At 53.6% G+C, this 22,892-nt stretch carries 21 protein-coding genes and 1 pseudogene; 7 read left to right on the top strand and 15 right to left on the bottom strand.

Annotated features, from left to right (window positions below; all coding sequences use genetic code 11):
* The first annotated feature begins 11 nt into the window (after window positions 1–11).
* Window positions 12–1,760 (top strand): ExeA family protein, encoded by a 1,749-nt coding sequence (locus L2731_RS17355; RefSeq protein ID WP_249254677.1) that lies wholly within the window; start codon window positions 12–14, stop codon window positions 1,758–1,760.
* The gene (locus tag L2731_RS17350; protein ID WP_249254676.1) at window positions 1,760–2,860 is read left to right on the top strand and encodes a general secretion pathway protein GspB; all 1,101 of its coding nucleotides are present in this window, start codon (window positions 1,760–1,762) and stop codon (window positions 2,858–2,860) included. Before L2731_RS17355 ends, L2731_RS17350 begins: the two co-directional genes overlap by 1 nt.
* A gap of 95 nt (window positions 2,861–2,955) precedes the next feature.
* On the opposite strand, the gene nhaD is transcribed toward L2731_RS17350, so the two are convergent.
* From nhaD to L2731_RS17335, 3 genes are all read right to left on the bottom strand, one after another.
* Window positions 2,956–4,203: a sodium:proton antiporter NhaD gene (nhaD, locus tag L2731_RS17345; RefSeq protein WP_041510305.1), complete on the bottom strand. Its 1,248-nt coding sequence runs from the start codon at window positions 4,201–4,203 to the stop codon at window positions 2,956–2,958.
* A 504-nt stretch (window positions 4,204–4,707) separates the two neighbouring features.
* Window positions 4,708–5,994: a glutamate-1-semialdehyde 2,1-aminomutase gene (gene hemL / locus L2731_RS17340; protein WP_249254675.1), complete on the bottom strand. Its 1,287-nt coding sequence runs from the start codon at window positions 5,992–5,994 to the stop codon at window positions 4,708–4,710.
* Window positions 5,995–6,021: 27 nt separating this feature from the next.
* Window positions 6,022–7,041 (bottom strand): aspartate carbamoyltransferase, encoded by a 1,020-nt coding sequence (locus L2731_RS17335; protein WP_041510307.1) that lies wholly within the window; start codon window positions 7,039–7,041, stop codon window positions 6,022–6,024.
* A gap of 422 nt (window positions 7,042–7,463) precedes the next feature.
* Between L2731_RS17335 and L2731_RS17330 the strand changes: the two genes are divergently transcribed.
* Entirely contained in the window at window positions 7,464–7,970 is a 507-nt protein-coding gene (locus L2731_RS17330) for a 2TM domain-containing protein (RefSeq protein ID WP_249254674.1), read from the top strand.
* Window positions 7,971–8,025: 55 nt separating this feature from the next.
* Here the strand turns inward: L2731_RS17330 and L2731_RS17325 are convergent, their stop codons facing one another.
* The gene (locus L2731_RS17325; RefSeq protein WP_249254673.1) at window positions 8,026–9,735 is read right to left on the bottom strand and encodes a chloride channel protein; all 1,710 of its coding nucleotides are present in this window, start codon (window positions 9,733–9,735) and stop codon (window positions 8,026–8,028) included.
* A gap of 75 nt (window positions 9,736–9,810) precedes the next feature.
* On the opposite strand from L2731_RS17325, the gene L2731_RS17320 reads away from it, so the two are divergent.
* Window positions 9,811–10,728 (top strand): DUF6776 family protein, encoded by a 918-nt coding sequence (locus L2731_RS17320; protein ID WP_249254672.1) that lies wholly within the window; start codon window positions 9,811–9,813, stop codon window positions 10,726–10,728.
* A complete protein-coding gene (erpA, locus tag L2731_RS17315) occupies window positions 10,721–11,071 on the top strand; it encodes an iron-sulfur cluster insertion protein ErpA (RefSeq protein WP_011864821.1) in 351 nt (116 codons plus the stop codon). The genes L2731_RS17320 and erpA overlap by 8 nt, the downstream gene beginning before the upstream one ends.
* Before the next feature lie 148 nt (window positions 11,072–11,219).
* On the opposite strand, the gene L2731_RS17310 is transcribed toward erpA, so the two are convergent.
* From L2731_RS17310 to L2731_RS17295, 4 genes are all read right to left on the bottom strand, one after another.
* Window positions 11,220–11,693 (bottom strand): hypothetical protein, encoded by a 474-nt coding sequence (locus L2731_RS17310; protein WP_415837075.1) that lies wholly within the window; start codon window positions 11,691–11,693, stop codon window positions 11,220–11,222.
* Between the two features lie 61 nt (window positions 11,694–11,754).
* Window positions 11,755–12,126, bottom strand: coding sequence for a DUF2750 domain-containing protein (locus L2731_RS17305; RefSeq protein ID WP_249254670.1), 372 nt, complete (start codon window positions 12,124–12,126; stop codon window positions 11,755–11,757).
* Between the two features lie 113 nt (window positions 12,127–12,239).
* Window positions 12,240–13,349 (bottom strand): anhydro-N-acetylmuramic acid kinase, encoded by a 1,110-nt coding sequence (locus L2731_RS17300; protein ID WP_249254669.1) that lies wholly within the window; start codon window positions 13,347–13,349, stop codon window positions 12,240–12,242.
* A gap of 38 nt (window positions 13,350–13,387) precedes the next feature.
* A complete protein-coding gene (locus tag L2731_RS17295; protein ID WP_249254668.1) occupies window positions 13,388–14,884 on the bottom strand; it encodes a peptidoglycan DD-metalloendopeptidase family protein in 1,497 nt (498 codons plus the stop codon).
* Window positions 14,885–15,010: 126 nt separating this feature from the next.
* On the opposite strand from L2731_RS17295, the gene tyrS reads away from it, so the two are divergent.
* Complete coding sequence (tyrS, locus tag L2731_RS17290) at window positions 15,011–16,207, top strand: tyrosine--tRNA ligase (RefSeq protein ID WP_249254667.1); 1,197 nt, start codon at window positions 15,011–15,013, stop codon at window positions 16,205–16,207.
* Between the two features lie 112 nt (window positions 16,208–16,319).
* Here tyrS and L2731_RS17285 read toward each other — a convergent pair whose 3' ends face one another.
* The 5 genes from L2731_RS17285 to mtnN all read right to left on the bottom strand — a co-directional run bounded on the left by L2731_RS17285 (window position 16,320) and on the right by mtnN (window position 19,636).
* A complete protein-coding gene (locus L2731_RS17285) occupies window positions 16,320–16,799 on the bottom strand; it encodes a nuclear transport factor 2 family protein (RefSeq protein ID WP_415837074.1) in 480 nt (159 codons plus the stop codon).
* Between the two features lies 1 nt (window position 16,800).
* Complete coding sequence (locus L2731_RS17280; RefSeq protein ID WP_249254666.1) at window positions 16,801–17,421, bottom strand: trimeric intracellular cation channel family protein; 621 nt, start codon at window positions 17,419–17,421, stop codon at window positions 16,801–16,803.
* Complete coding sequence (locus L2731_RS17275) at window positions 17,418–17,807, bottom strand: DUF2721 domain-containing protein (RefSeq protein WP_160793993.1); 390 nt, start codon at window positions 17,805–17,807, stop codon at window positions 17,418–17,420. The genes L2731_RS17280 and L2731_RS17275 overlap by 4 nt, the downstream gene beginning before the upstream one ends.
* A 115-nt stretch (window positions 17,808–17,922) precedes the next feature.
* Complete coding sequence (locus L2731_RS17270) at window positions 17,923–18,906, bottom strand: cobalamin biosynthesis protein CobD/CbiB (RefSeq protein WP_249254665.1); 984 nt, start codon at window positions 18,904–18,906, stop codon at window positions 17,923–17,925.
* 37 nt (window positions 18,907–18,943) lie between these two features.
* Window positions 18,944–19,636: a 5'-methylthioadenosine/S-adenosylhomocysteine nucleosidase gene (gene mtnN, locus L2731_RS17265; RefSeq protein ID WP_249254662.1), complete on the bottom strand. Its 693-nt coding sequence runs from the start codon at window positions 19,634–19,636 to the stop codon at window positions 18,944–18,946.
* 522 nt (window positions 19,637–20,158) lie between these two features.
* On the opposite strand from mtnN, the gene L2731_RS17260 reads away from it, so the two are divergent.
* On the top strand, window positions 20,159–20,629 hold the full coding sequence (locus tag L2731_RS17260) for a hypothetical protein (RefSeq protein WP_249254659.1): 471 nt from the start codon (window positions 20,159–20,161) through the stop codon (window positions 20,627–20,629).
* A gap of 463 nt (window positions 20,630–21,092) precedes the next feature.
* Here L2731_RS17260 and L2731_RS17255 read toward each other — a convergent pair.
* Window positions 21,093–21,275, bottom strand: a pseudogene (locus L2731_RS17255) (IS4 family transposase); the annotation flags it as partial.
* Window positions 21,276–21,719: 444 nt separating this feature from the next.
* On the bottom strand, window positions 21,720–22,238 hold the full coding sequence (locus L2731_RS17250; protein WP_249254658.1) for a hypothetical protein: 519 nt from the start codon (window positions 22,236–22,238) through the stop codon (window positions 21,720–21,722).
* Between the last annotated feature and the right edge of the window lie 654 nt (window positions 22,239–22,892).

The following is a 22,892-nucleotide window of genomic DNA, read 5'->3' as shown; positions in this document are numbered from 1 at the left end:
ACTGAGGCGGCATGTACAAGGCGTTTTACGGACTAAGCGATAACCCGTTTTCGATCGCACCCAACCCTCATTATCTGTTCTTGAGCGACAGACATAGAGAGGCGTTGGCACATTTAACCTATGGATTGGGTGAAACCGGTGGTTTTGTCTTGTTAACCGGCGAGGTGGGCACGGGGAAGACCACAGTGTCGCGTTGCCTGCTCAACCAGCTGCCCGAGAATACCGATACCGCCTTCATCCTCAACCCCTCGCTGACCGAACTCGAGTTGCTTGCCACCCTGTGTGACGAGCTGGGGGTGCATTATGGTGAGTCGCCTACCCTGAAACAGCTCACCGATAAGCTGAGTCAGTTTCTGCTGGCCAACCATGAGAAGGGGCGCAATACCGTCCTTATCATCGACGAGGCGCAGCATCTCCGGGCCGAGGTGTTGGAACAGCTCAGGCTGCTGACCAACCTGGAGACTGATACCAAGAAGCTACTGCAGGTGATCCTTATTGGTCAGCCCGAGCTGCAACAGCTGCTCAAGCGTCAGGAGCTCAGACAGCTGGCCCAGCGCATCACCGCACGTTATCACCTGCTGCCATTGACCCAGCAGGAGATTGCCCTCTATGTTCAGCACAGGCTACAGGTAGCCGGACGTCACGAGCCGCTGTTTCACCGCAGCGCCATCAAGACGCTCCACCAATACAGTGGCGGCATCCCGCGACTTATTAACCTCTTGTGTGAACGTGCCCTGATGGCAGGTTATGCCCAGTCTAAGGTGCCTATCGACGCCAACATGGTGAGAACCGCCGCCAGCGAAGTCCTGGGCGAGGAGCTCAAGCAGCGCAAACTGCTGTGGCCAGCGACGGCCGCAACGCTTATCCTGGCGACCTTTGCTGGCGCCTTCTACTTCTTTAACCTGCAGGGGCAGGGCGGTATAGCTCAGGCAAACACAGCTCAGGCAAATATGGCCCAGGCCGGCACAATGCAGGCCAATGAGCCGACAGCGACAGGTGCGCAGCAGGCCAATCAGAACCATTCACAAGCCGTCCAGCAACAAACTCAGCCCCAAACTCAAACCAATCTGGCAAGCCGCCAAGTCGAAGAGAGCAATGCCAGCCTGAGCGCCGATCAGCGCATATTGCGTCAGGCGATCAATCAAAGCCGCAGCATAGACACCGCCTATGCCGCCATACTCGGCCTGTGGGATAAGGCACCTTATGTTGGCCTGACCGCCTGTCAGTCGGCCAAGCAGCAGGGGCTGGATTGCTTCCAGCAGCAGGGTAACTGGCATTCCTTGGTACGCCTCAACTATCCGGCCGTGGTCTATTTGCAGGATGAGCGCGGCGAGCCCTTCTACGGCACAGTCGTGTCTCGCCAGGGCGAGCAGCTGTTGCTGCAACTGGCGGAGCAGCAGCTATGGGTCGACAGAGACTGGTTTACCCGCCACTTTGCCGGTACCTTCGAGCTATTGTGGCAGGCACCAAGCTATCAGCCTAAGGAGATAGGCCGAGGCTCGGCGCCGGCGCAGATCCAGTGGCTGGAGAATGCCCTGGCGCAGATCCAGAACAAGCCCGCCCGTCTGGTCGACTATTTCGATGCCGAGCTGGAGCAATCCCTGATGGACTTCCAGCGTCAGCATGGCCTGCGCGCCGATGCCATCGCCGGTAGCCAGACCTTAGTGCAGCTCAATCTCTACCTTAGCGATAAGGGGCCGAGATTGCAGGAGCAGCAAACAGGATTGCAGGGAAGAGTGCAAGGCGAGGGACGCTACTGATGTCTATCCTTCTCGATGCGGTGACCCGCGCGAAACAGCAAGATCAACAGCTAGACCCTGTGATCACCCCAAGGGCCCAGTATGAGGCGATGCAGCCAAGGTGGCCTCTGGTCGTCAAATTAGGTTTGTTGGGCACGGGTCTTGGCGGGGCAATCGCCCTTGCCTGGGTGCTGAGTGGTCAGGGCTCTCTCGCCAATCAACGGCAGGCTGATTCTTTATCTGCAGGGCAAGCTCAGGCAGTTCAATCCAAGGCTGTTCAGCCAAAGGTCATCGAAGCAAGGGCCGTCGAAGCAAAGGACGTCAAATCAGAGACTACTCAGCCGCTTGTAAGCCAGAGTTCTCAGTCGGGCAATGATGCCAGCAATGGGACAGGCATCAAGCTGGCGGGCAAGGTCGCACTGCCCGTGCCGGTGGAACGCCCAAGCCTGCGGGCCGAGGCGAGCAACCCCGGGACTGTCGCGCCTCAGCCAAGGCGCCAGCCGGCCGAGATACAAAGCGTTGCCAGGAATAAGGCGCTAGGCAATGACGATGTGAACGCTCAAAGCAGCGAGGAGCCGATTATCCTAGGTGCTAACGCTAATCAGCGTGGCCGCGATCTACTCAGCTCTCTTAAGGCCCAGGTGGATGAAGCGGCTGCAGATGTCGGCCTAGAGTCGGCCTATGTGGCAGAGCAGGGCTCGGAGCAGGCATTAGATCAGATGTCGCAACAGCTCCCAGAGCCTGCTGCTCAGCAGCGCCCAGTGGTGAAGGATACCAGCAAGCTGGTGGCCGCCTTCGAGGCCGCGCTTAAGGAGGTGGAGAAGGAGAACGCCGTTGCCGCTCCTGTGACTGAGCCTAAGTTAGATCCCATTCCCGCGCCCCAACCTGATGAGCTGCCAAAGTATGGTCAGTTGCCGGCAGGGATCCAGCTACAGGTGCCCGAATTCAACATTCTGGCTCATGTCTATGCCAACGATCCTAAGAACCGCTGGTTGAATGTGGATGGCGCCGAGTTACAACAGGGTGACATGATTGGCGGTAAGCTCAAGATAGTCGAGATACGCCCAAGAGACGTGGTGTTAGAGGTGGCGGGCACAGAGTTTAAGGTGCCGGCTATCTAGCGAGCATTATGCGCGACTCGTGAGCACTTTTGATGATACAAAAAAGGCGATGAATCATTCATCGCCTTTTTCATGTTTGGCTGTCGCCAACACCTCTAGCCGTAAAATTCGTAGGCCAGTAGCAGGGTCAGGCCGTAACCACAGGTATAACACAGCGCCAGCGCCGGTACGTACTTGAGGTAGGTGACGAAGGTGAGCTCTTTCACCTTACTCATGGCGATGATCCCCGCCGCGCTACCTATCACCAGCAGCGAGCCACCCACGCCCACCGAGTAGGTGAGTCCTAACCACTCTGGGGTGTTAAGCACAGGTTCTGCTTTGAGCAGCGCCGCGGTCAGGGGGACGTTATCCAGAATCGCCGAGCCGATACCCGTCACGAAGTTAGAGATGTTAGGATCAAACTTGGCATACACATCGGTCAGCAGATGCAGGGTACCAATCTCTTTCAGCATGCCCACAAGCAGCAGGATACCCAGGAAGAAGAGCAGGGTATCGAACTCCACCTGACGGATATATTCGAGGATCTGTAACTCCTCCTTGTTGCTGCGCTGCAGTGTGCCCATCAGGAACATCACCGAAAGGCCCGACAGGAAGGTCAGTACAGGCGGGATACCGAAGAAGATATTGAGCACCATGGTCATTATGATGGTGATCAGGAAGATGAGGGCAATAAATACATCCAGCTTGCTGTATTGACGCTTGATGGGGGTGGTGCTCACATGGCCTTCCGCCTTTAGCGAGAAGAGTACCGCCAGCAGCATGACGCTGATAGCCGCCGGAATAAATAGCAGGAGTAGCTGCGAGATATGGACATGGCCGCCGAGGAAGATCATTAGGGTGGTCACGTCGCCGGTGATCAGCGCCACACCGCCCGAGTTTACCGCGAAGATGATGAGTACCGACATGCGGCGCTTCATCTGACTCTCGAGTTGGAAGGTGGTCAACAAGCCCAGAGAAACCAGGGTCGCGGTCACGTTATCACAGATGGCCGACAGCACCAGGGAGAAGAGGGCCACCTGTATCATCAGCATGCGCACAGAGACCTTCTGCGGAAACAGCTTCTGCACCAAGATCTGAATCATGCCTTTGGCGTTTAGGTAGGCCACGAAGGTCATGGTCGACATCAGGAAGAGCCAGAGCGTCGCGATTTCCAGCAGGTTGTGGTCCAGCTCCTCTGCCACTAGATGCTGGTGGCTAGGATCCCGCGCCGCAACAAACAGGGTGATCCAGGCGATACAGCCGAAAAAGAGGGTGGTTTTAGCCTTATTAATGTGGGTAACTTCCTCAAAAATAATGCTTAATAGCGCTAGCACAGCAAGTGTGATCAGGAAAATGTTGAGCATACATTTGTTCCTACGGCTGATAGTAAATCTCGCCCGGCAGAGTAGAGGCGGTATGATTTACATCAAGGTTTGGTTAAGGTTGTTGTGTTAGGCGGCGATCTGACCATAGGATGAGATAATACGCAAGTGTTACCTTAGTCTAATTTCGCTGAAAAATGCGATCTCGCGCAGACCTAGCCTTTTGAACTAGCGGAATATTTTTTGATTTCTTGAATCTGTGGTGAAAGGTGCTGAATTCTCATCAGTCACCGCTTACCCCTTGGTTAATCCTGCTGATAATTTCTCATGTCGCGATAGTCTCTACTGTCAGCGACTGATCGAGTGGAATAAATTATTTACGAACGGCAGCTGGCCAGGTTTATCGAGTAAAGGCTATGTGATCTCGGGGGAATTGATCTCGGGGGAATTGAGCTTGAGCATCGCATGAATCGCCGGGTAACAAAAAAGGACGCCTGGGCGTCCTTTTGGTCATTGTCACTCTTATCACTTCACTCGCGGCGTGAGTTATTTTGCCATACGGGCAAACACACGGTCGGCAGCGGTTAGTGTCTCTTCCAGCTCCTTCTCGCCGTGTGCCATAGACAGGAAGCCTGCTTCATAGGCGCTAGGTGCCAGGTAAACACCCTCGTCCAGCATGCCGTGGTAGAAGGCGCGGAAGGCGTCTGCATCACACTGAGTCACCTGATCGAAGCGGGTAACCTTTTCCAGTTCGGTGAAGAAGAAGCCGAACATGCCGCCCACATAGTTGATGCTTAGTGGAATACCATGCTTGTTGGCCGCGGCCTTGAAGCCTTCGGCGATCCGCTTGGTCTTAGCGGCTAGCTCTTCATACAGGCCTTCGGCGCATAGCTCTTCCATCTGCGCAAGACCCGCCGACATGGCAATAGGGTTACCCGACAGGGTACCTGCCTGATACACGGGACCGGTAGGGGCGATGAACTGCATCACCTCTTTACGGCCGCCAAAGGCACCGACTGGCATACCGCCGCCGATCACCTTACCCAGTGTGGTCAGGTCAGGCGTAATGCCGTAGTGGCCTTGTGCACCACTCTTAGAAACGCGGAAGCCTGTCATCACCTCGTCGATGATCAGCAGAGCGCCATACTGGTCACACAGGGCGCGTAGACCCTCGAGGAAGCCAGGAATAGGCGGAATACAGTTCATGTTGCCGGCAACTGGCTCAAGGATGATACAGGCGATCTCTTCTGGGTACTGCTCGAACAGCGCCTTAACAGACTCCAGCTCGTTATAAACCGCGGTCAGCGTGTGCTTAGCGAAATCTTCTGGGATGCCCGGTGAGCTTGGTTGACCTAGCGTCAGGGCGCCAGAGCCAGCCTTAACCAGCAGGCAGTCGGCGTGGCCGTGGTAGCAGCCTTCAAACTTGAGGATCTTGTCGCGATTGGTAAAGCCGCGTGCCAGACGGATGGCGCTCATGGTGGCTTCGGTGCCTGAGCTCACCATACGAACCTGCTCCATCGAAGGCACCATCTCGATCACCTTCTCGGCCATACGCACCTCAAGCTCGGTTGGCGCGCCGAAAGAGAGACCATTTTCTACCGCATCTAACACGGCCTGGCGGATCTTTGGATGATTATGACCCAAGATCATCGGGCCCCAAGAGCCAACATAGTCGATATAGGCCTTGCCGTCGGCATCATAGATGTAGGCGCCGTCGGCTTTTTCGATAAAACGTGGTGAACCACCAACGCCGTTGAAGGCACGCACGGGTGAGTTTACGCCACCAGGGATAGTTTTCTTAGCCTGCTCAAATAGGGTTTCAGAACGGGTCATTCTAGATCCTTTAAAGTCGTTGCCAGATTAAAAATCGGCTTTTTGTGAATACCAATTTACCGGACATTCGTGCTGTTCCAACTGTGAATCAACACCTAATGTCAACGCAAACAGCGCCATGCGGATAAGCAATCCGTTGTCTGCCTGTCTGAAGATGGCCAAGTTTGGATGACTGTTGAGGTCGTTGTCCAGCTCGTTGGCCTGTTCTCTCGAATCGCGAGGCAGCGGATGCATGATCACTGTATTCGATTTGCAATGCTGTGTGTAAATATTGTGGTTTAATCGGAACTTACCACGATACTTGTTGGCCTCTTCCTGTGAAGGAAAACGCTCTTCTTGAATACGCGTCAGGTAGAGTATATCAGCCTGATCTAAATTGCCTTCAAGTTGATCTGTTATTGTGATCTTATGCCCAGCATTTTCAATGTCATCGATCACATAGTCTGGCATTGCCAGCTCTTTGGGGGAGATCAGGGTGAAGCTCACATCCTTGTACATGCACAGCAGGCGCGACAGCGAGTGTACCGTACGGCCAAACTTGAGATCGCCCACCATGGCAATGTGCATGCCGCTGATGGTGCGGCCACCGGCGGCCAGCTCTTTCTGAATGGTGAACAGGTCCAGCAGTGCCTGGGTCGGGTGCTCGTTGGGGCCGTCGCCACCGTTAATCACGGGCACACGACTGCCTTCGGCAAACTCTCTGACCGAGTAAGCATCGGGGTGGCGCATGGCAATCACATCCGAGTAGCTCGACAGCACGCGAGCGGTGTCGTAGAGCGACTCGCCTTTCGACAACGACGAGGTGCCTATACCAACTGTTTCGTTGACCTTGCCGCCCAGCAGGTTAAAGGCGCTGCCGAAGCTGACTCGGGTGCGGGTGCTGGGTTCGAAAAACAGATTACCCAGAATCGCGCCATCGAGTACCGTGGTACGTTTTTGTCTGAGGGCATAGGGAGTCATTCGCGATGCAACGCTAAAGATCTCTTGAACGGCATCTAGATTGAGTTGGTTTACCGAGAGGATGTGTGAACCTTGAAACTGAGTCATCAGCCTTTATTTCCAATTTCGGGGGGCAAAATGGCCGAAGCAGATGGTCATTTCGCCCTAAGTTATGTAGGGTGGCTGAGGCGACACTATACCAGACATAGCGAGGCGGTGGAATAACTTGCCGAGCATATTTGCGTGTTGGCCCAAGCTTTGCTGGGCCAAGGCTTGCGGCCAAAGCCCTTCGGGCCAAATTGGCCATCAAGCAGGGGCAAGCAACTGGCCATCGCCCCGCTTGGTAAATCCTGTTTTTCCATCGTGCGCGGCTTGCCTCCTGTTTATAACTTATTGAAAATAAATGAGTGTCATAGGCGTGTCGTGCTTATGTCGTGTAGCAGTCGTGCTAAAGTCGCTTAGGTGCCGTGGTGGGACAAACCGGCAAGGACTAAGCTGGCATCTCCAATTTAACGAGGTTAAGGAAAACAATGATCATTCGTAAATTACGTCTTCAGCGGGCCTGGTCGCAGGAACAACTAGCGCAGCATTCGGGCCTTAACGTGCGCACCATACAGCGTATAGAGCGTGGTCAGAAGGCGAGTCTCGAATCATTGAAATCTTTAGCCGCAGTATTTGAGGTGCCACTGGAGGCGCTGCAACAGGAGATGGATATGAATACGACAATGGATAAGCAAACCAAGGACGCAACTGAGGAAAGATTGCAGCCCGTGAGCCATGATGAGCGCGCCGCCATCGAGTATGTCAAAGAGCTTAAAGGCTTCTACAGCAATCTGGTGACCATGGCGATTGTCTTACCACTGCTTTATCTGCTGAATCTGATGATAAGCCCGGGTTATATGTGGGTCTGGTGGGTCCTGCTGGGCTGGGGCGGCGGGGCCGTGCTGCACGCCATCTCGGTATTCGAGCCCTTTAGCCTGTTTGGCGCGACTTGGGAGAAGCGTCAGATAGAGAAGCGACTCAAGCGTAGACTGTAATTATTTAGGTCTTTAGCAGGTGCCGCTATGCCTGGTTTATAAAAGCTGGCGCCTGCTATATCTGCCCCTGGTTGATCTCTTTTTGTAGCATCACCCAGCTGATCACCCCTACTACATTTTCACGCTTGTCCTGATAGATAAAGACCTCGCCGCGACGCTCCTTGGACAGAATATCGTACACCTCCTTCAGGGTAGCTGTGTCGACAACGCCTTCGATAGGATGGCGGGTGAGTGTGCTCATCTCCTCGGAGACCTGCAGCTCCAGGTGCAACATCTCCATCTGGCCCTGATTATTTTGCATCAATACCGAGCGGCCCTCGGCGCGTTTGAGCACTTCCAGCAGCAGCTCGTCGTTGTCTCTTACAATCACGAAGCGCTTGTCCATCACGGCGCGTACCCCCTTCTTCTGCAGGCCGAGCTTGACCGAGGAGACCTTATAGTCCAGTCCCATCAACTCTATCTGCTTGTAGAACAGCGACTTGGTATTGAACGCCTGATGGGCTATTAGAAACGCCGGAATAGTCACGAACATAGAGGGCAAGATGATGGCGGCGTTATTGGTCAGCTCCAGTAGGGCGACCAGTGCCGCCAGAGGCGCACTGAGGCAGACCCCCATCATGGCCGTCATGCCTATGATGGTGTAGAGGCCCACATAGGGGGTGATGGTGGGAAACAACATGGCGCTGACCACGGCCAAGATGGCGCCAATCAGGGCGCCGATGCCAAACAGCGGACCTATGATGCCGCCGGGAATGCCCAGGCCGATGGCGGCTATGGTGGCGATGATTTTCCCCAGCAACAAGCCGACCAGCAGCGCCAGGCTGGGGTGTTCGCTAATGGCGTGGCTAATGGCCAAGTCGCCGCTGCCCAGCGCCTGGGGCAGGAAGAAGCCTATGATGGTGGTGATAAGCCCGGCGAGGAGCAGGCGTAAGAGCAGAGGATGTTGCTGCCCCTTGGCGGTGACTTTCAGCAGGGTGTGATTAAACAGGGCGGCAATACAACCTAAGGTGACGCCACTGAGTGCCAGCACTGGATATTGCGACAGGGGAATACTGCTGACCCCTATCTGGTCATATTCGTGGATATTGCCAAATACCAGCTGGCTGGAGAGGGCACCGCAGATGGCCGAGAGCATGATGGGGAAGAAGTAATGTACCTTGTATTCCCTCAGTATCACCTCGAAGACGAAGATCACCGCCGCTAAAGGGGCGTTGAAGGTGGCGGCGATGCCGGCAGCGATGCCGCTGGCGCACATGATGCGCACGCTGTTGTCGGGCAGCTTAAACTTCTCCGCCATCACGCTGGCACTTACCGCACCCAGGTGAATCGCCGGGCCTTCGCGGCCTACGGAGAAGTTGGTCGCCAGGGCAAACAGTGCCTGGAAAAATTGCCCAGGGGCGGACTGCAGGGGGATCTTGCCGTAATGCAGTTTCATCCTTTGCATCACATAGGCGATCCCCATGCGTTTGTAGCGCTTAGATCCCAAAATGGCCACAAACCAGATTAAGATCGCCCCTAAAAGTGGCAATAGGACTCGCCAGTCACCTAAGTTGCCAGTAAACTGCCACTCTTGGGTCTGAGTGAGGTGGTTAAGCCACTGCAGCAGAAGTCGAAAGAGGATGATCACGCCAGAGGCCACCAGGGCGAAGGCGAGGGCGAGGCCACAAAGCTGAACGCTGATCTTGGCCTGGGCCAGTTTGTCTTTGAGGTCGGTATTCAGGTATTTCTGGCATTGCTGTATGGCGCTGTTTATTCTGAGCTGCACAGTAACCTTCCGGATCAATCGTTAGTAACGCTTCGCGGGGCGAATGAAGAAATTATCATAAGGGGCTAGTACTTAATGCCAAATTATCATCGCTGGGTCGATCGCATGCAAGTGCTCGAACGAAAAATTAGACCTTCGAGTGTTTATCTGTTTTGTTTAGTGATCGTCGCCTTCTTACTCGGCGTGTTAACCTGGGACCTCTGGTCAGCCAATCATTCTGTGACACCGACGCATTCCACCGCGAAAGAAGCCGAGCTACGCCAGGCGCTCAAGGAGCAGGCCGAGGTATTGGCCTCGCGCAATCTCGAGCTGTCCCTGGAGCGTGAAGCCAACAGCAACATGCAGAAGATGTTTCTCGAGCAGCATCAGAAACAGAAGTCGCTGGACAGAGAACTCGCCTTCTATCGCAGCATCATGGCGCCCGAGCATCAGGCCGATGGCGTCGCCATCCACGGCCTGGAGATGACCCCGGGCCCGCTGGCCAATCAATTTCAGGTCAAGTTAGTGCTCACTCAGCTGCAGAAACGCAAGCAGGCGTTGAAGGGCCAGGCCAAGCTGGCGTTCGTCGGCGTGCAGCAGGGTAAGATGGTGAATCTGCCACTGTCGGCGTTAACCGATGCCAAGTTTGCCTTTAGCTTCCGCTATTTCCAGACCCTGGAGGCGCAGATCACCCTGCCGACCGGCTTCGAGCTGTCCCGGGTTGAGACAGAGGTGGTAGTGCCCGCCAGCCGTTGGAGCAAGGGCGCCAAGGCGCAGCAGAGCTTTACCGCCCAGGAACTTCTTGCCACACCAGAGCCAGATAGCGAGGTGGGCGCACGCTCCGGCGGCGAGCCCAACGCGATAGAGGAGCCCCATGCGGACGAGGCTTACGCCCCCGCCGAGGAGGGCGAAGGGTCACAGATTTCAACAGAGCCACGACTATTACTTGAACAAAATAGTCAGGTATCGGATAATTCCGCTCAGCAAACCGATGTAAGAGGTAGTAATGACTGAACAAGCTGAAGATACAATGCCAATTCGTTTTACCGACGCGGCAGCAGCCAAGGTAAAAACCTTATTGGAGGAAGAGCAAAACGATGCGCTTAAGTTACGTGTATACGTGACCGGCGGCGGGTGCTCAGGTTTTCAGTATGGCTTTACATTCGATGAGAAGGTCAATGAAGGTGACTTTACCGTTGAGAAACAAGGGGTTCAACTGGTTGTTGATCCTATGAGCCTGCAATACTTGGTAGGCGGTGAAGTGGATTACACCTCTGGACTTGAAGGTTCACGTTTCTTCGTGAAGAACCCTAACGCCACCACCACCTGTGGCTGTGGTGCCAGCTTCTCGGTTTAAGCCTCCCGTAGCGAGAACCGAATGCCGCCGATGAGCGCATAAACAAAAAGCCAGCATAGCTGGCTTTTTTGTGTCATTTTTATACCAATCGTAATAAGGATTGATCACTGTAAATACTGTGATTGGTATGAGCCCAATACCGATTGGCCTATTTCATGATATTCATGCTGTTCTTGATATGGCAGTAGGCCTTCACCTTAGGGGTAAAGGCTATCCACACCTGCACCAACGCGAGCAGTATCAGTACAGTGAATACTAACCAATCTGGCAGCTTGCCCTGCCAATCGCCCAGATGAAAGGTCGACGGACCGGCCACCAGGTTGTCGGGGTCGTATAAGATCACCGGCAGCAGGCTCACCAGCGCGAGCTGGATAATGGTGTAGCCCCTTAGCATATAGAGTCCGGCTTTTTGCCGGCCCAGCACGGCAATCACCATCAGCAGGGTCAGCATGCAAAACAGTACTCCTTGCTTGGCCATCAAGCCGCTGACAGAGGCCAGGGTCAGCAGACTCAGCAGGGCCAGCAGACGCTTGGGCAGCTTAGCCTTCACCGGCTGCTGGTTAGCGGCGTTTGTGAGTTCAACGGCTTGTGCCTTGTCAGCCTGGCCGTTTGTCTCAGTCATCTCTGGCATCGACACCTTATTCTCTTCCATTATCTGAACCGATAGCTTTAACGGCGGCCGGTTAGTGACGCGGCTTAGGTGTCAGACGCTGCTCAAGCTCATAGGGCGGGATCACCACGCCTAGATCGTCCTGTACCGGGAACACGGCGACAAACAGGTCATCGTCCTGCATGCCTGGCACCCAGCGTTCCAGCCACTCGTCCAGCGGGATGGCCAGTGGGATGCAGTCGGCCCAGTCGTCGACGGCCCACTGCTTGGCGGATTCTTCACTGGGCCACATAGGGATGCAGTCTTCATCTTCTGTGGTCAGCATGACGCAGCCGTCGACATCCTGCAGCGTCCACAGTGTCTTGGTGGCCTTGGCTTGCTCGACGAGGTAGTCGTAACGGGCCTCAGGGGTCATCTGGCTAGCATCTTTTGCACTCTTGGTCATTGCAGTCTCTTCATTTATTTGTGGCAGGGCCGATTGGCGCTCATGATAACATCGCTTGCGCCCCTCGCTAACCGTTTTTTACGTGGGCTAGGGCGCAAGTTAGGGCATCATGCTTAGTTGCCGGGGAACAGGCCGCCGAGCACAGTCCCACGGCTGGCGCCCGTGACCGCAGGCAGGTTACCGGGCAGGCCGAGCTTGTGGCGCATGGCGAGCCAGGCGAAGGCGATGCCCTCTACCCATTGAGGATCTATCCCTAGGCTGGCGGTGGTATGTACCTGATAGCTGGGCAGCAGCTTGGCCAGGCGGCTGAGCAGCTCGGTGTTAAAGGCGCCGCCACCGCAGACATAGAGCTCGGCCTTATCGGTAAGCTTAAGGCAGTCGTTGGCGATGCTGTGGCAGGTGAGATCCAGCAGGGTAGATTGAATATCCGCCTCATGCAGATAGCCGAAATCGGCGGTCTGCTGCTCCAGCCAGGCCTGGTTAAACAGCTCGCGTCCGGTACTCTTGGGGGCGCTTAATGAGAAATAGGAGTGCGACAGCATCTGCGTGAGCAGTTGCTCGTCTGTCTTGCCGCTGGCCGCCCAGGCGCCGTCCTTATCAAAAGCCTCGCCCTGCATCTGCTTTATCCAGGTGTCGATAAGCGTGTTACCCGGGCCGTTATCGAAGCCGATGACCGCGCTGGCATCCCCCGGCAGATAGGTGATGTTAGAGATGCCGCCTATGTTGAGGATCATCCGCTGATGGCCGGTGCGGGCAAACAGCTCCTGATGGAAGGCTGGCACCAAAGGCGCGCCCTGACCGCCCAGGGCGATATCTTTGCGGCGAAAGTCGGCTATGACATCTATGCCGGTGAGCGCGGCGATGGTGTTGGGGTCGCCAATCTGTAAAGTAAAGCCCAGCTCCAGGTTAGGCATGTGGCGCACCGTCTGGCCGTGGCTGCCGATGGCCATGATCTGGTGTCTGTCTATGTCGCTCTTGGCCAGTAGGCCTTCGACGGCCTGGGCAAACAGCTTGCCGACGCTGCGGTCCAGTATGCCCATGCGGTTGATCTCGTCGGATCCCGACTGACACAGGCGCTGTAGTCCGCTCAGCAGATGGCTGGGTAGGGGCTCGGTATGGGTGTCAACTAGGGTGATCTTATCGTCGGTGAAGTCGACCAGTACGGCGTCGACGCCATCCATGCTAGTGCCCGACATCAGGCCGATATAGTAATGTTTACTCATCTAGGTGTCCTGGGGCCTGTTGACCCAAAAAGAGAGACTCACTGGGAGGCCAATTGCACTTGCTTATTCTGTTCAAGTTTAGCCATCAATTGCTTACTCAGGGCGAGGAAGCTGGATTTTTCCTTGCGATCTATGGGCAGAGACTGTGGCAGCTTGACCGTGCGAGGATTGCGGTGCACGCCGTTGACTATAAATTCGTAATGCAGGTGGGCACCTGTGACGCGACCGGTGGAGCCCAGGGTGCCGATGATCTGTCCCTGTTTCACCGTCTGTCCCTGCTTGACCTTGCGCTTCTTGAGATGAAGATACTTGGTGGTATAGGTCTCATTATGCTTAATGAAGACATAGTTACCATTGTATTGGTTGTAGCCGGACTTGATCACCCGGCCCTTACCCGCGGCCTTGATGGGGGTGCCGACCGCCGCCACATAGTCCACTCCTCTGTGGGCCTTGACCTGACCCGTGACCGGATGGAGGCGACGCGGATTGAAGCTTGAGCTGACATACTTAAAGTCCACCGGCGAGCGCAGGAAGGCCTTGCGCATGCTGCGCCCCTCGTCGGAATAGTAGTTGCCGTCCTTGTAGCGCACCGCCGTGTAGCGATCGCCCTGGTTGTAGAACTCGGCGGCCAGGATATTGCCGTTACGCAGGAACTCGCCGTCGGCATACTCCTCTTCAAACAGGATGGCGAAATTGTCGCCCTGGCGCAGATCCAGGGCAAAGTCGATATCCCAGCCGAAGATGGTGGCCAGCTGCATGATCTGGTTGGGGGTTAAACCCGCGCCGACGCCGGCGTTCCAGAAATTGCTGCTGATGGTGGCGCTGGCAAATTTGGTGCGGCTTTCCACCGTCTTCTTGATAATCTCTTCGCTGTATCCCTTATCGTCCTTGCAGATCTTCAGGGTCGAGATGGGGTCAAGATGGTAGACCACTCGCTTGAGCTGACCGGCATCGTCTTTGACGATACTGATCTCTTCGCCGGGCAGGATCTTTAACAGGTTCTTCTTGGCCTTGGGTAGCTGAGTGATCTCATACACGTCGCGGGCGCTCAGGCCGGCGCGCTTAAACAGGGCCGCTAGGGTGTCGCCGCTGCGCACGGTAAAGTCTTCGCTGGTCTCCCGTTCCTCTTCGGGCTCGGCGACGACTGGGGTCGCAGCTACCTGAGTCAGGGCGCTCTCATTTAGGTCGAGACTTCCATTAAGGTCGAGATTGCCGTTAAGGTCTAGGCTGCCGCTCTCTTGGGTATTGCGGGCAATCTCATCGGCGCTGGGTGGCTCAGGCGTACGAAAGGCCAGCGGAATGGGGTAGGCGTTGCCCTTGGTCTTGATGTCATTGTCTGAGTCTTCGCTGGACGGGCCGTTACCGGCCTGCTCGCCGAGGCGGATCTTGCCCGACAGTGCCGTCTTGGTGTTGCGCGATGCCTCGGCATCTTCGGAGGGGAGAAATATCACGCCTATGGTGATCATCACTAAGACACTCAATACGATTTGATGCAATCTGGGTAACAGTTTTAAGAGTGTGATGATCTTTCCCATTGACTCCGATACCAATTTCTAACACTTAAGCCGATCCTGTTAGTGTACACTCTTTCATTTGTGCTGGCTAACAAGTAACATTAGTCCCCATTATTTACCTATCGGCTCTTAGGAGTAGCTGCCAAGATGGCTAATTTAGACCAAGCATTAGCAGAAATTAAACGTGGTACCGACGAGATCTTGCTCGAATCGGATCTGCTGGAAAAATTAAAAGAGGGACGTCCTCTGCGCATCAAGTTGGGGGCCGACCCAACCGCGCCGGATATTCATCTTGGCCATACTGTGATCCTCAATAAGATGCGTGCCTTTCAGGAGCTGGGACACGAAGTGATCTTCCTGATCGGCGACTTCACCGGCATGGTGGGTGACCCGAGTGGTAAGAACAGCACGCGTCCGCCGCTGACCCGCGAGCAGGTGCTGGCGAACGCCGAAACCTACAAGGAACAGGTTTACAAGATCCTGGATCCGGCCAAGACCCGCATCGAGTTCAACTCGAGCTGGCTGGAAGAGCTGGGCGCGGCGGGCATGATACGTCTGGCCTCACAGCAGACAGTTGCGCGCATGATGGAACGTGACGACTTTAAGAAGCGTTATGCCTCGGGTCAGTCGATCGCCATCCACGAATTTATGTATCCACTGCTACAGGGCTATGACTCTGTCGCGCTGGAAGCCGACGTCGAGCTTGGCGGTACGGATCAGAAGTTCAACCTGCTGATGGGCCGTGAGCTACAAAAAGCCGCCGGTCAGAAGCCACAGGCGGTGATCATGATGCCGCTGCTGGAAGGTCTGGACGGCGTGAAGAAGATGTCTAAGTCTGCCCACAACTACATAGGTGTCAGCGAGCCAGCCGGCGAGATGTTCGGCAAGATCATGTCTATCTCAGATGACCTGATGTGGCGCTACTTCGAGCTGCTCTCTTTCCGTCCATTGGAAGAGATCGCTCAGCTCAAGAGCGACGTCGAAAACGGCACCAACCCGAGAGATGTGAAGATCGCCCTGGCGAAAGAGATCATCGCCCGTTTTCACGACGAGGCGGCTGCCGAGGCGGCGCATCAGGAGTTTATCAATCGCTTCCAGAAGGGCGCGATCCCGGACGATATCCAAGAGATTGAGATTGCTGCCGGTGACGGTATCGGCATCGCCAACGTGCTCAAAGACGCAGGCCTGGTGAGCTCGACCTCTGAGGCGATGCGTATGATCAAGCAGGGCGCCGCTAAGCTTGACGGCGAGAAGATTGAAGACAGCCGTCAGCAACTGAGTGCCGGCCTGACAGGCGTGTTCCAGGTGGGTAAGCGCAAGTTCGCCAAGATCACCCTGGTGTAATGACCTGGCTAACCCCTCGGGGGTTAATGCTTAGATGAAATCGATAAAAAGGCCTGCAGATGCAGGCCTTTTTATCGATCAATATAGCGGGCAGAAGGCAGGTGGTACTGTATTACTGGGTGGCGAGCTGGTCTTGCATGGTCTGATAGTCCATCAGATCTTCATGTTCCTTGACCCTGTGATTGGCCAGATCCAGCTTGACCGTGGTCACCCCAGGGATGGCCAGTTCGATCACCTTACCTGGCTTGCCAAACAGGCTGCCCGGGCCGCGATAGTGATAGTTGCCTATCATCACCACCAGAGAGCCCGAGTTGTACATGTGCTCTATGTTGAAGTCATACTCCAGCACGCCCCTATGGGCACGCTCGAAAAACTCTATGATGTTGCGCCTGCCCGTGTAGGTCTTGCTGGCGGTGCGATCCTTAAACACGCTGTCGCGGTTGTAGAAGGAGGCCAGGGTGCGATAGTCATGATCCGTCAGCGCCTGAATATACTTGATGGCCATCTGCTGCTCGGCAGGCATGTCACCGGGCCCAGCCTGGGCGGTGAGCGGCAACATCATCAGAATGCTAATTAAGAACTGCTTGATCATCTTATGTTTTCTTTAATTCAAACGCCGGAAGTCTTAGGTGCCACTTGATGGCCGCCAGTCGTATGACCAGCGCGCTTATCATGGCGATGGCCAGAGCCACCTTATCGGCCAAGCCCCAGGTGATGGCACAGGTATAGCTTATTCCACCAAATATCGAGGCGGTCGCATAGATTTCGGTGCGCAATATCATGGGGATCTGGCGACAGAGTATGTCTCGAATAATGCCGCCTCCGACGCCAGTTATCAAGCCCATCACCACGGCAATCATGCCGCTGAGGCCAAGATTGAGTGCCTTTTCGGCCCCGATCACGGTAAACAGCGCCAATCCGAAGGCATCGGCCACAGGTAGCGTGTACTGGGGCACCTTCTTGGGCTTGCGAATAAAGATAAGCGCGAGCAGCACGGTAGCCAATATCACTATGATGTAGTTGGGGTCGCGGATCCAAAATACCGGTGTGGTGCCCAGTAGGGCGTCGCGTATGCTGCCGCCGCCGATGGCGGTGACCGAGGCCAGCACTATCACTCCAAAGGGATCCATGCGGTGACGCCCGGCGGCTAAGGCGCCGGAGAGGGCAAATACCGCGGTACCGCAGAGGTCGAAGAAATAGATCCACTCCTTCATTGATCTAGCTCTTGCAGGTGGTAGTTGAGGGCATCGACCGAGATGCGGATCTCAAGCACAGAAAGCACCAGGGAGTAGAGCAGGAGCAGCAGGCTGGAGCCGAAGATGATGGAGCCCGTCTTGTTGAAGCCGACATAGATGAAGATCATGCACAGGACGCACAGGGCAAAGCTGGAGACGCCGGCCTCCTGCATGCGGCGAATGATGACGATGCGGCGACGCAGGTTTTTAAGCTGGCCCGAGTGCACAGGTTTACCCTCGGCGCTCAGGCTGCGGATCAGCGCCGCCAGCGAGAAGAAGCGGTTGGTATAGGCCAGGAGTAACAAAGAGATAGCCGGAAACAGCAGCGCCGGTGTGGTCAGGGAAATGTGAAGATTCTCAAACAAAGTGTTATGCCTATTATGTCGATATGTTGCCGCCAGAGGGGGAATAATACCAAGCGGTTTTGGCTTGTCTAGTTAAAAGGCGCCAAGCCAGAGGCGGCGTGACACAGAGTGGCGATTAAGCGTGCGCCAGCAGCCGCAGCATGGCCCACAGGCAGGGGATGAGCAGTACCGAGAGCACCCAGATCCCCTTGCTCAGGCGCAGCAGTTTCAGCGCCGCCGAGATGGTGTGAGGCGTGGGCTTGGGGCCAGTGCCGATACGGGCGATATCGACCCTCTTACCGGCAAATTTTTGCGGGCCGCCCAGCTCGGTGTCGAGCACTTTTGCCGCGAGGGCGCAGGTGGTTAGGTGATTGTTTATCGGCAGCGGGCTCTTGACGGGTCTTAACATCTGCACCAAGGCGCCTGGGCCACCCTGGATCGCCAGGGTGAAGTTCCAGGCCAGGGTGGGCAACCAGTAGATGAGGTAGCTCAGCAGATAGGCGGGGCGGCCGAACTCACGATATTGTGGGTTGAGGGCCGGCCAGGTGTATTCCAGCTGCTTGATCATCCGCGCGCCCAGTACCAGGGGAGCGCCGCCGACGGCGTAGAAGAGGATGGTGGCGACCGTGCCATAGATGGAGGTGGTCATCAGCTTCTCTATGGTCGTCTTACTCATGCCCACCTCCGAGAGTTCTCGGGTGTCGCGATAGACCCACTGGCTCAGCAGGCGACGGGCGCGCTGCTTGTCCTGGCGCTCCAGTGCCTGGCCTGTCTCCTCCGCCACCTTGTGAAACTGCTCGTCGCACAGGCAGAGATAGAGAAACAGACACTCGAAGAACCAGGGAAAGGCCGCCAGTTCCAACAGGAAGCTTAAGATCAGCCAGAAGGGCAACACGAGCAGCAGCACAGACAGGCTACCGGCCAGGCGCTGCTGGCCTGGGGAGCGATCAGCTCTCGCCACCTTGGCCGACAGGCTGTGCGCCAGCTGAGAAAACCAGTAGAAGGCCTGGTATTCCCTGGGTAGCGGTGCCAGTAGCGCCATGAAGATGGCCACCAACAAGATGGCAGCCCCCTGATAGAAGGGGCTGTCGAGCAGTAGCTGTTGGATGAGATCGTGCATCGCGTCGCGGTCTGTGTGCCGTCCCTGAGTCTGACAGTTACAGGTGTTTCAGCAGCGAGATCACCATCAGTGCCGAATGATGGCCCGCCTTCACTAGGTAGCTGTCAAAATCTACCGGCGAGTCGTTGTTGGCGTTGTCAGACAGCGAGCGGATCACCACGAAAGGCACCTTGAACTGGTGACACACCTGGGCAATCGCCGCGCCTTCCATTTCGCAGGCCGCCATGGTCGGGAAGTTACTTAGCATCACCTTAGTGCGCTCAGGGTCGCAGATAAAGCTGTCGCCGGTGCAGATAAGCCCTTCGATAGCCTTCACTTCGCCCAGATTCGCAACCGCCTTCTTAGCGGCCTCGACCAGTGTTCTGTCTGGCATGAAGGCTGCCGGTTGCTGAGCCATCTGACCTATCTCGTAGCCAAAGGCGGTTACGTCCACGTCATGGTGACGCACCTCAGAGGAGATAACGATATCGCCGATGGCCAGGCTGTCGACGAAACCGCCCGCCGAGCCTGTGTTGATCACATAATCCGGGGCATATTTCTCAATCAGCAGTGTGGTAGCGACACTGGCGGTGACCTTGCCGATGCCAGAGCGGGTGACTACCACCTCTTTGCCCTCAAGCTGCCCGGCGACAAACTCTATGCCGGCGATGGTCTGGGTCTGAGTGTCTGTCATAGACGCGATAAGATGAGCGACTTCTGGCTCCATGGCGCCGATAATACCAATTTTCATTGAATACCCTTTATGGTCTAGGTGGATCTGGCCGCGCCAAGGCGCAGCCTGTCTTAGATAATGGGCGCTAATATAGCAATAAAGTGGTTCGGTGGCGAGGTTGCGGATCGCAAGCTAGCTTGTTGGAAAACAAGTTAAGAAGTTTCTTTGCTGGTGGCCGTCAGCGTATGGCTTTGTATTCGCAGGTGGCAGCGTTGATCTTTATTTCTTTGAATAGCCTGCGGCAATTCTATTTTGCTATTTGAACTCTACCCGACTTGGTATTTGAGGTGTGGCTTATAACCATGACGTCAAGGTTTATCTATTGCCTGCGGCAGGCTCACGTGCAGATACGCCTGTGAGACGCCGTGAATACATTCCATGTAGGCTCTGCCGAAACATCCCTGTTTCGGAAGCTCACCGGCGTATCTACACCCGGTTTTCCATCTCTTCGATTTGACCTTGTGGGTGTGAGCAGGCAGAGTTTTAAGTGGTTGCGCTTAGTGTTATTTTTACAGCGTTTATAAAATTAAGGATGATTTGATGACAAATTTTATTAGGTTGCTGCTTCTATTGGGTTTTCTATTAGTGCCTCTAACGATAACTAAGGCCGTTGAGGCTGCCCAGCCCCAAACTTGGAACATAGTAAAAGATTGTGAGGAATTACGTGGAGAGTATCAAAATCCACAAGCTTTTAAGCGTATAGTCGAAAAGGGCTCCTCTTTAAGTGTTTGTTTTATAATCAGTGGTCAATCTGATGGTGCTTTTTTACAACTAAGGCGATTAGCGGTAACAGATAATGACAGGATGTTTATTTCTGGAATTAACAAGCCTTGGGTTGGTGACAATCCCGAGCCGCAACATGATTTCCCTCAAGTTAATACGTCGTCAAACTACACTGTAATGTATATAGATTTGAACGCAGAATTGGGTGTCACAGCGTCTGAAGAGCTAGCAATAGTGATTACTTCAAACATCGCCGACCATAGAAAGGGAGTTTTTAATTTTCTATGACGAAGACATAGATGGTGCATTCCTAGGCTCACTATTCCTTTCGACGACAGATAAAACTAGACAAGGTGGTGTTAGGAAGTAGGCGAGTCACACGTGGAGACATCAGGCGTTATTTTGAATTGCTTGCGGCAATTCGGTTTCGCTTCTTTAGCATCTACCGTAAATAGTATTTGAAGGTTAATTTATAATCATTTCTTCACGTTTTACCTATTGCCTGCGGCAGGCTCATGTGCAAACACGCTTTTGGCACGCAGCGAGTCCATCCTTGGATGCTCTGCGAAATCATCCATGATTTCGAAGGCCAAAAGCGTGTTTACACCCGGTTCTCCATCTCTTCGATGTGACCTTATGGGTGTGAGTAAGGGAGTGTCTTTTGGTCGTTTGGATTTGCGTAAGTTACTTTTGCATTGAACTTCATTGCTTTGAATTGCCCGCGGGAGGTGCTGTGCACTGAAGGAGCCTCTCATAAATCCGCCAGTGCATAGCCATCTTTTAAGAGTTGCTCAGCTAAAACCACTGCCGCAGCTAAGAGCTGTTGAGTCATAATCTCGTAGTTTGGTCGCCTGAGGACTTCCATACCTAATTGAATGGTAGACAGGACATTGCGATTTCTAACTGTATTTGCTTGAAAGTGCCTGTCCCATCCTTAGTTCTCGCATAGTTAAAAAACGACCCAATCGTGCGTTTTTGTCAGAAGGGAAAAGAGGAAATACCAACTTTTAATATATGTAGCAATCGATTAGTAACTTTGTTACTAATAAGCCTTTAGGATAAGTGAGCTATATGGGTGAGAGAGTGTAAAAATACCTGTGTAGGTGACATTATTAATTTCTTAAAAGGAATGCAGAATGCCAATAATAGACAAACTTATCGATCAGGTACTCGTTGGTTGTAATTCTCAAAATGACATTCTCGGTGAAGCTAGATTGTTTTAATAAACAGCCGCTTACACAAAATGTCTTACAGTATCTGTTTTTACAAAAGTTTATTCTTCTTCTACTAATTTAGAGTTTAATTCATTTGCGTATGCCACTTGTGCTAACAATTCACTTTTATTAGTCTTTGAAATTTTTTCGTTTCTCTCTTTGTGTTATTTTCTATAGAATATTTTCTTGTATAGTGTGGAATGCAAAGAACCAATCTCACTTGCGTTTAACTCTTTATCGTAGCCACGAGGACAGCTATCACCTTCATTCTGCCCTAGAATATTTAGTTCAGCTAACCATCCTTGACTGTTGAATAGGCTGATAGACTTACCTAATAACTTGCCATCACTCTTTCTAATAACTGATGTTTCTAAAGAGTAAACAGGCCCTATTATCGAAAGAGGAATAGACTCTTGATAATCACTAAAGATATAATCCTTTTCTAATAACTCTCTATTTATCATAAGCGAGCTATCAACTACAAAGTGAAAATTAACTTCTCTAGGATCTTTTGGGATAGATAAAAAATACTCTTCTCCCAAACCGACACGTTCATAGATATACTGACCAGTACGACCCTCTTCACTACAGTAGTTTTCAAACAAAAGGTTTGAAATAACTCTATCGCCATAACAACCTATAAAGCTACCGGCGATCAGCATGAAGCCAATAAATATTTTCATTAGTTTTCTCTACAATTGGTAAGCTAACGCTTTCGCGGCCCTTTATTCACGCCTCGGATTAATGGTGCTAGTAAAAACTTCATCAGTCGGCGGGTACCAGTATTAACTTCTACAGTGACTGACATCCCAGGTTTTAGTTTGACCCAATTTCCATTAACATTGATTTTATTTGTCGCCAAAGATGCTTTAGGCGGAAACAACAAACCAAGCTGCTCGTGCTCTATCGCGTCGGCTGAAATATTGCAATAAGTTGGGTCAGAGTAAAGTTTCATGAGCTAGAGTGGGCACAATTTATATTGGCTTCATCTTCCCTAAAAGGCGTGCTCGATGGTTGAAGTCGAGTTTGCCTAGCTTTGTCCTTAAGTGGTCACACTTTAATCCATATTGTTGTCTGAATTCAATATGCTACGTTACTTTTTATTTGATTTCTTCTTTACAAATAATAGGTTATATCTATCACGTACCAAATGAAGTTAAATCGAAGAGACGTTAGATACCGGGTGTAGATGCATCTGAGGACGTCGATGGCAGGGATGCCATCGCCGAGCCTCCACGGATGATGAGATGGACACCTCTTGTGAAGTCGGCGTCAAAAGCGCCATATTGAATTTGCACGTTCAATATCAACAAAAGGTGTCCACTATGAAAGTTACT

The organism is Shewanella aquimarina, from assembly GCF_023349185.1.
GTDB lineage: Bacteria > Pseudomonadota > Gammaproteobacteria > Enterobacterales > Shewanellaceae > Shewanella > Shewanella aquimarina.
Note: the sequence above shows the minus strand (reverse complement) of the source record. Positions and strands in the feature narration are given on the sequence as shown.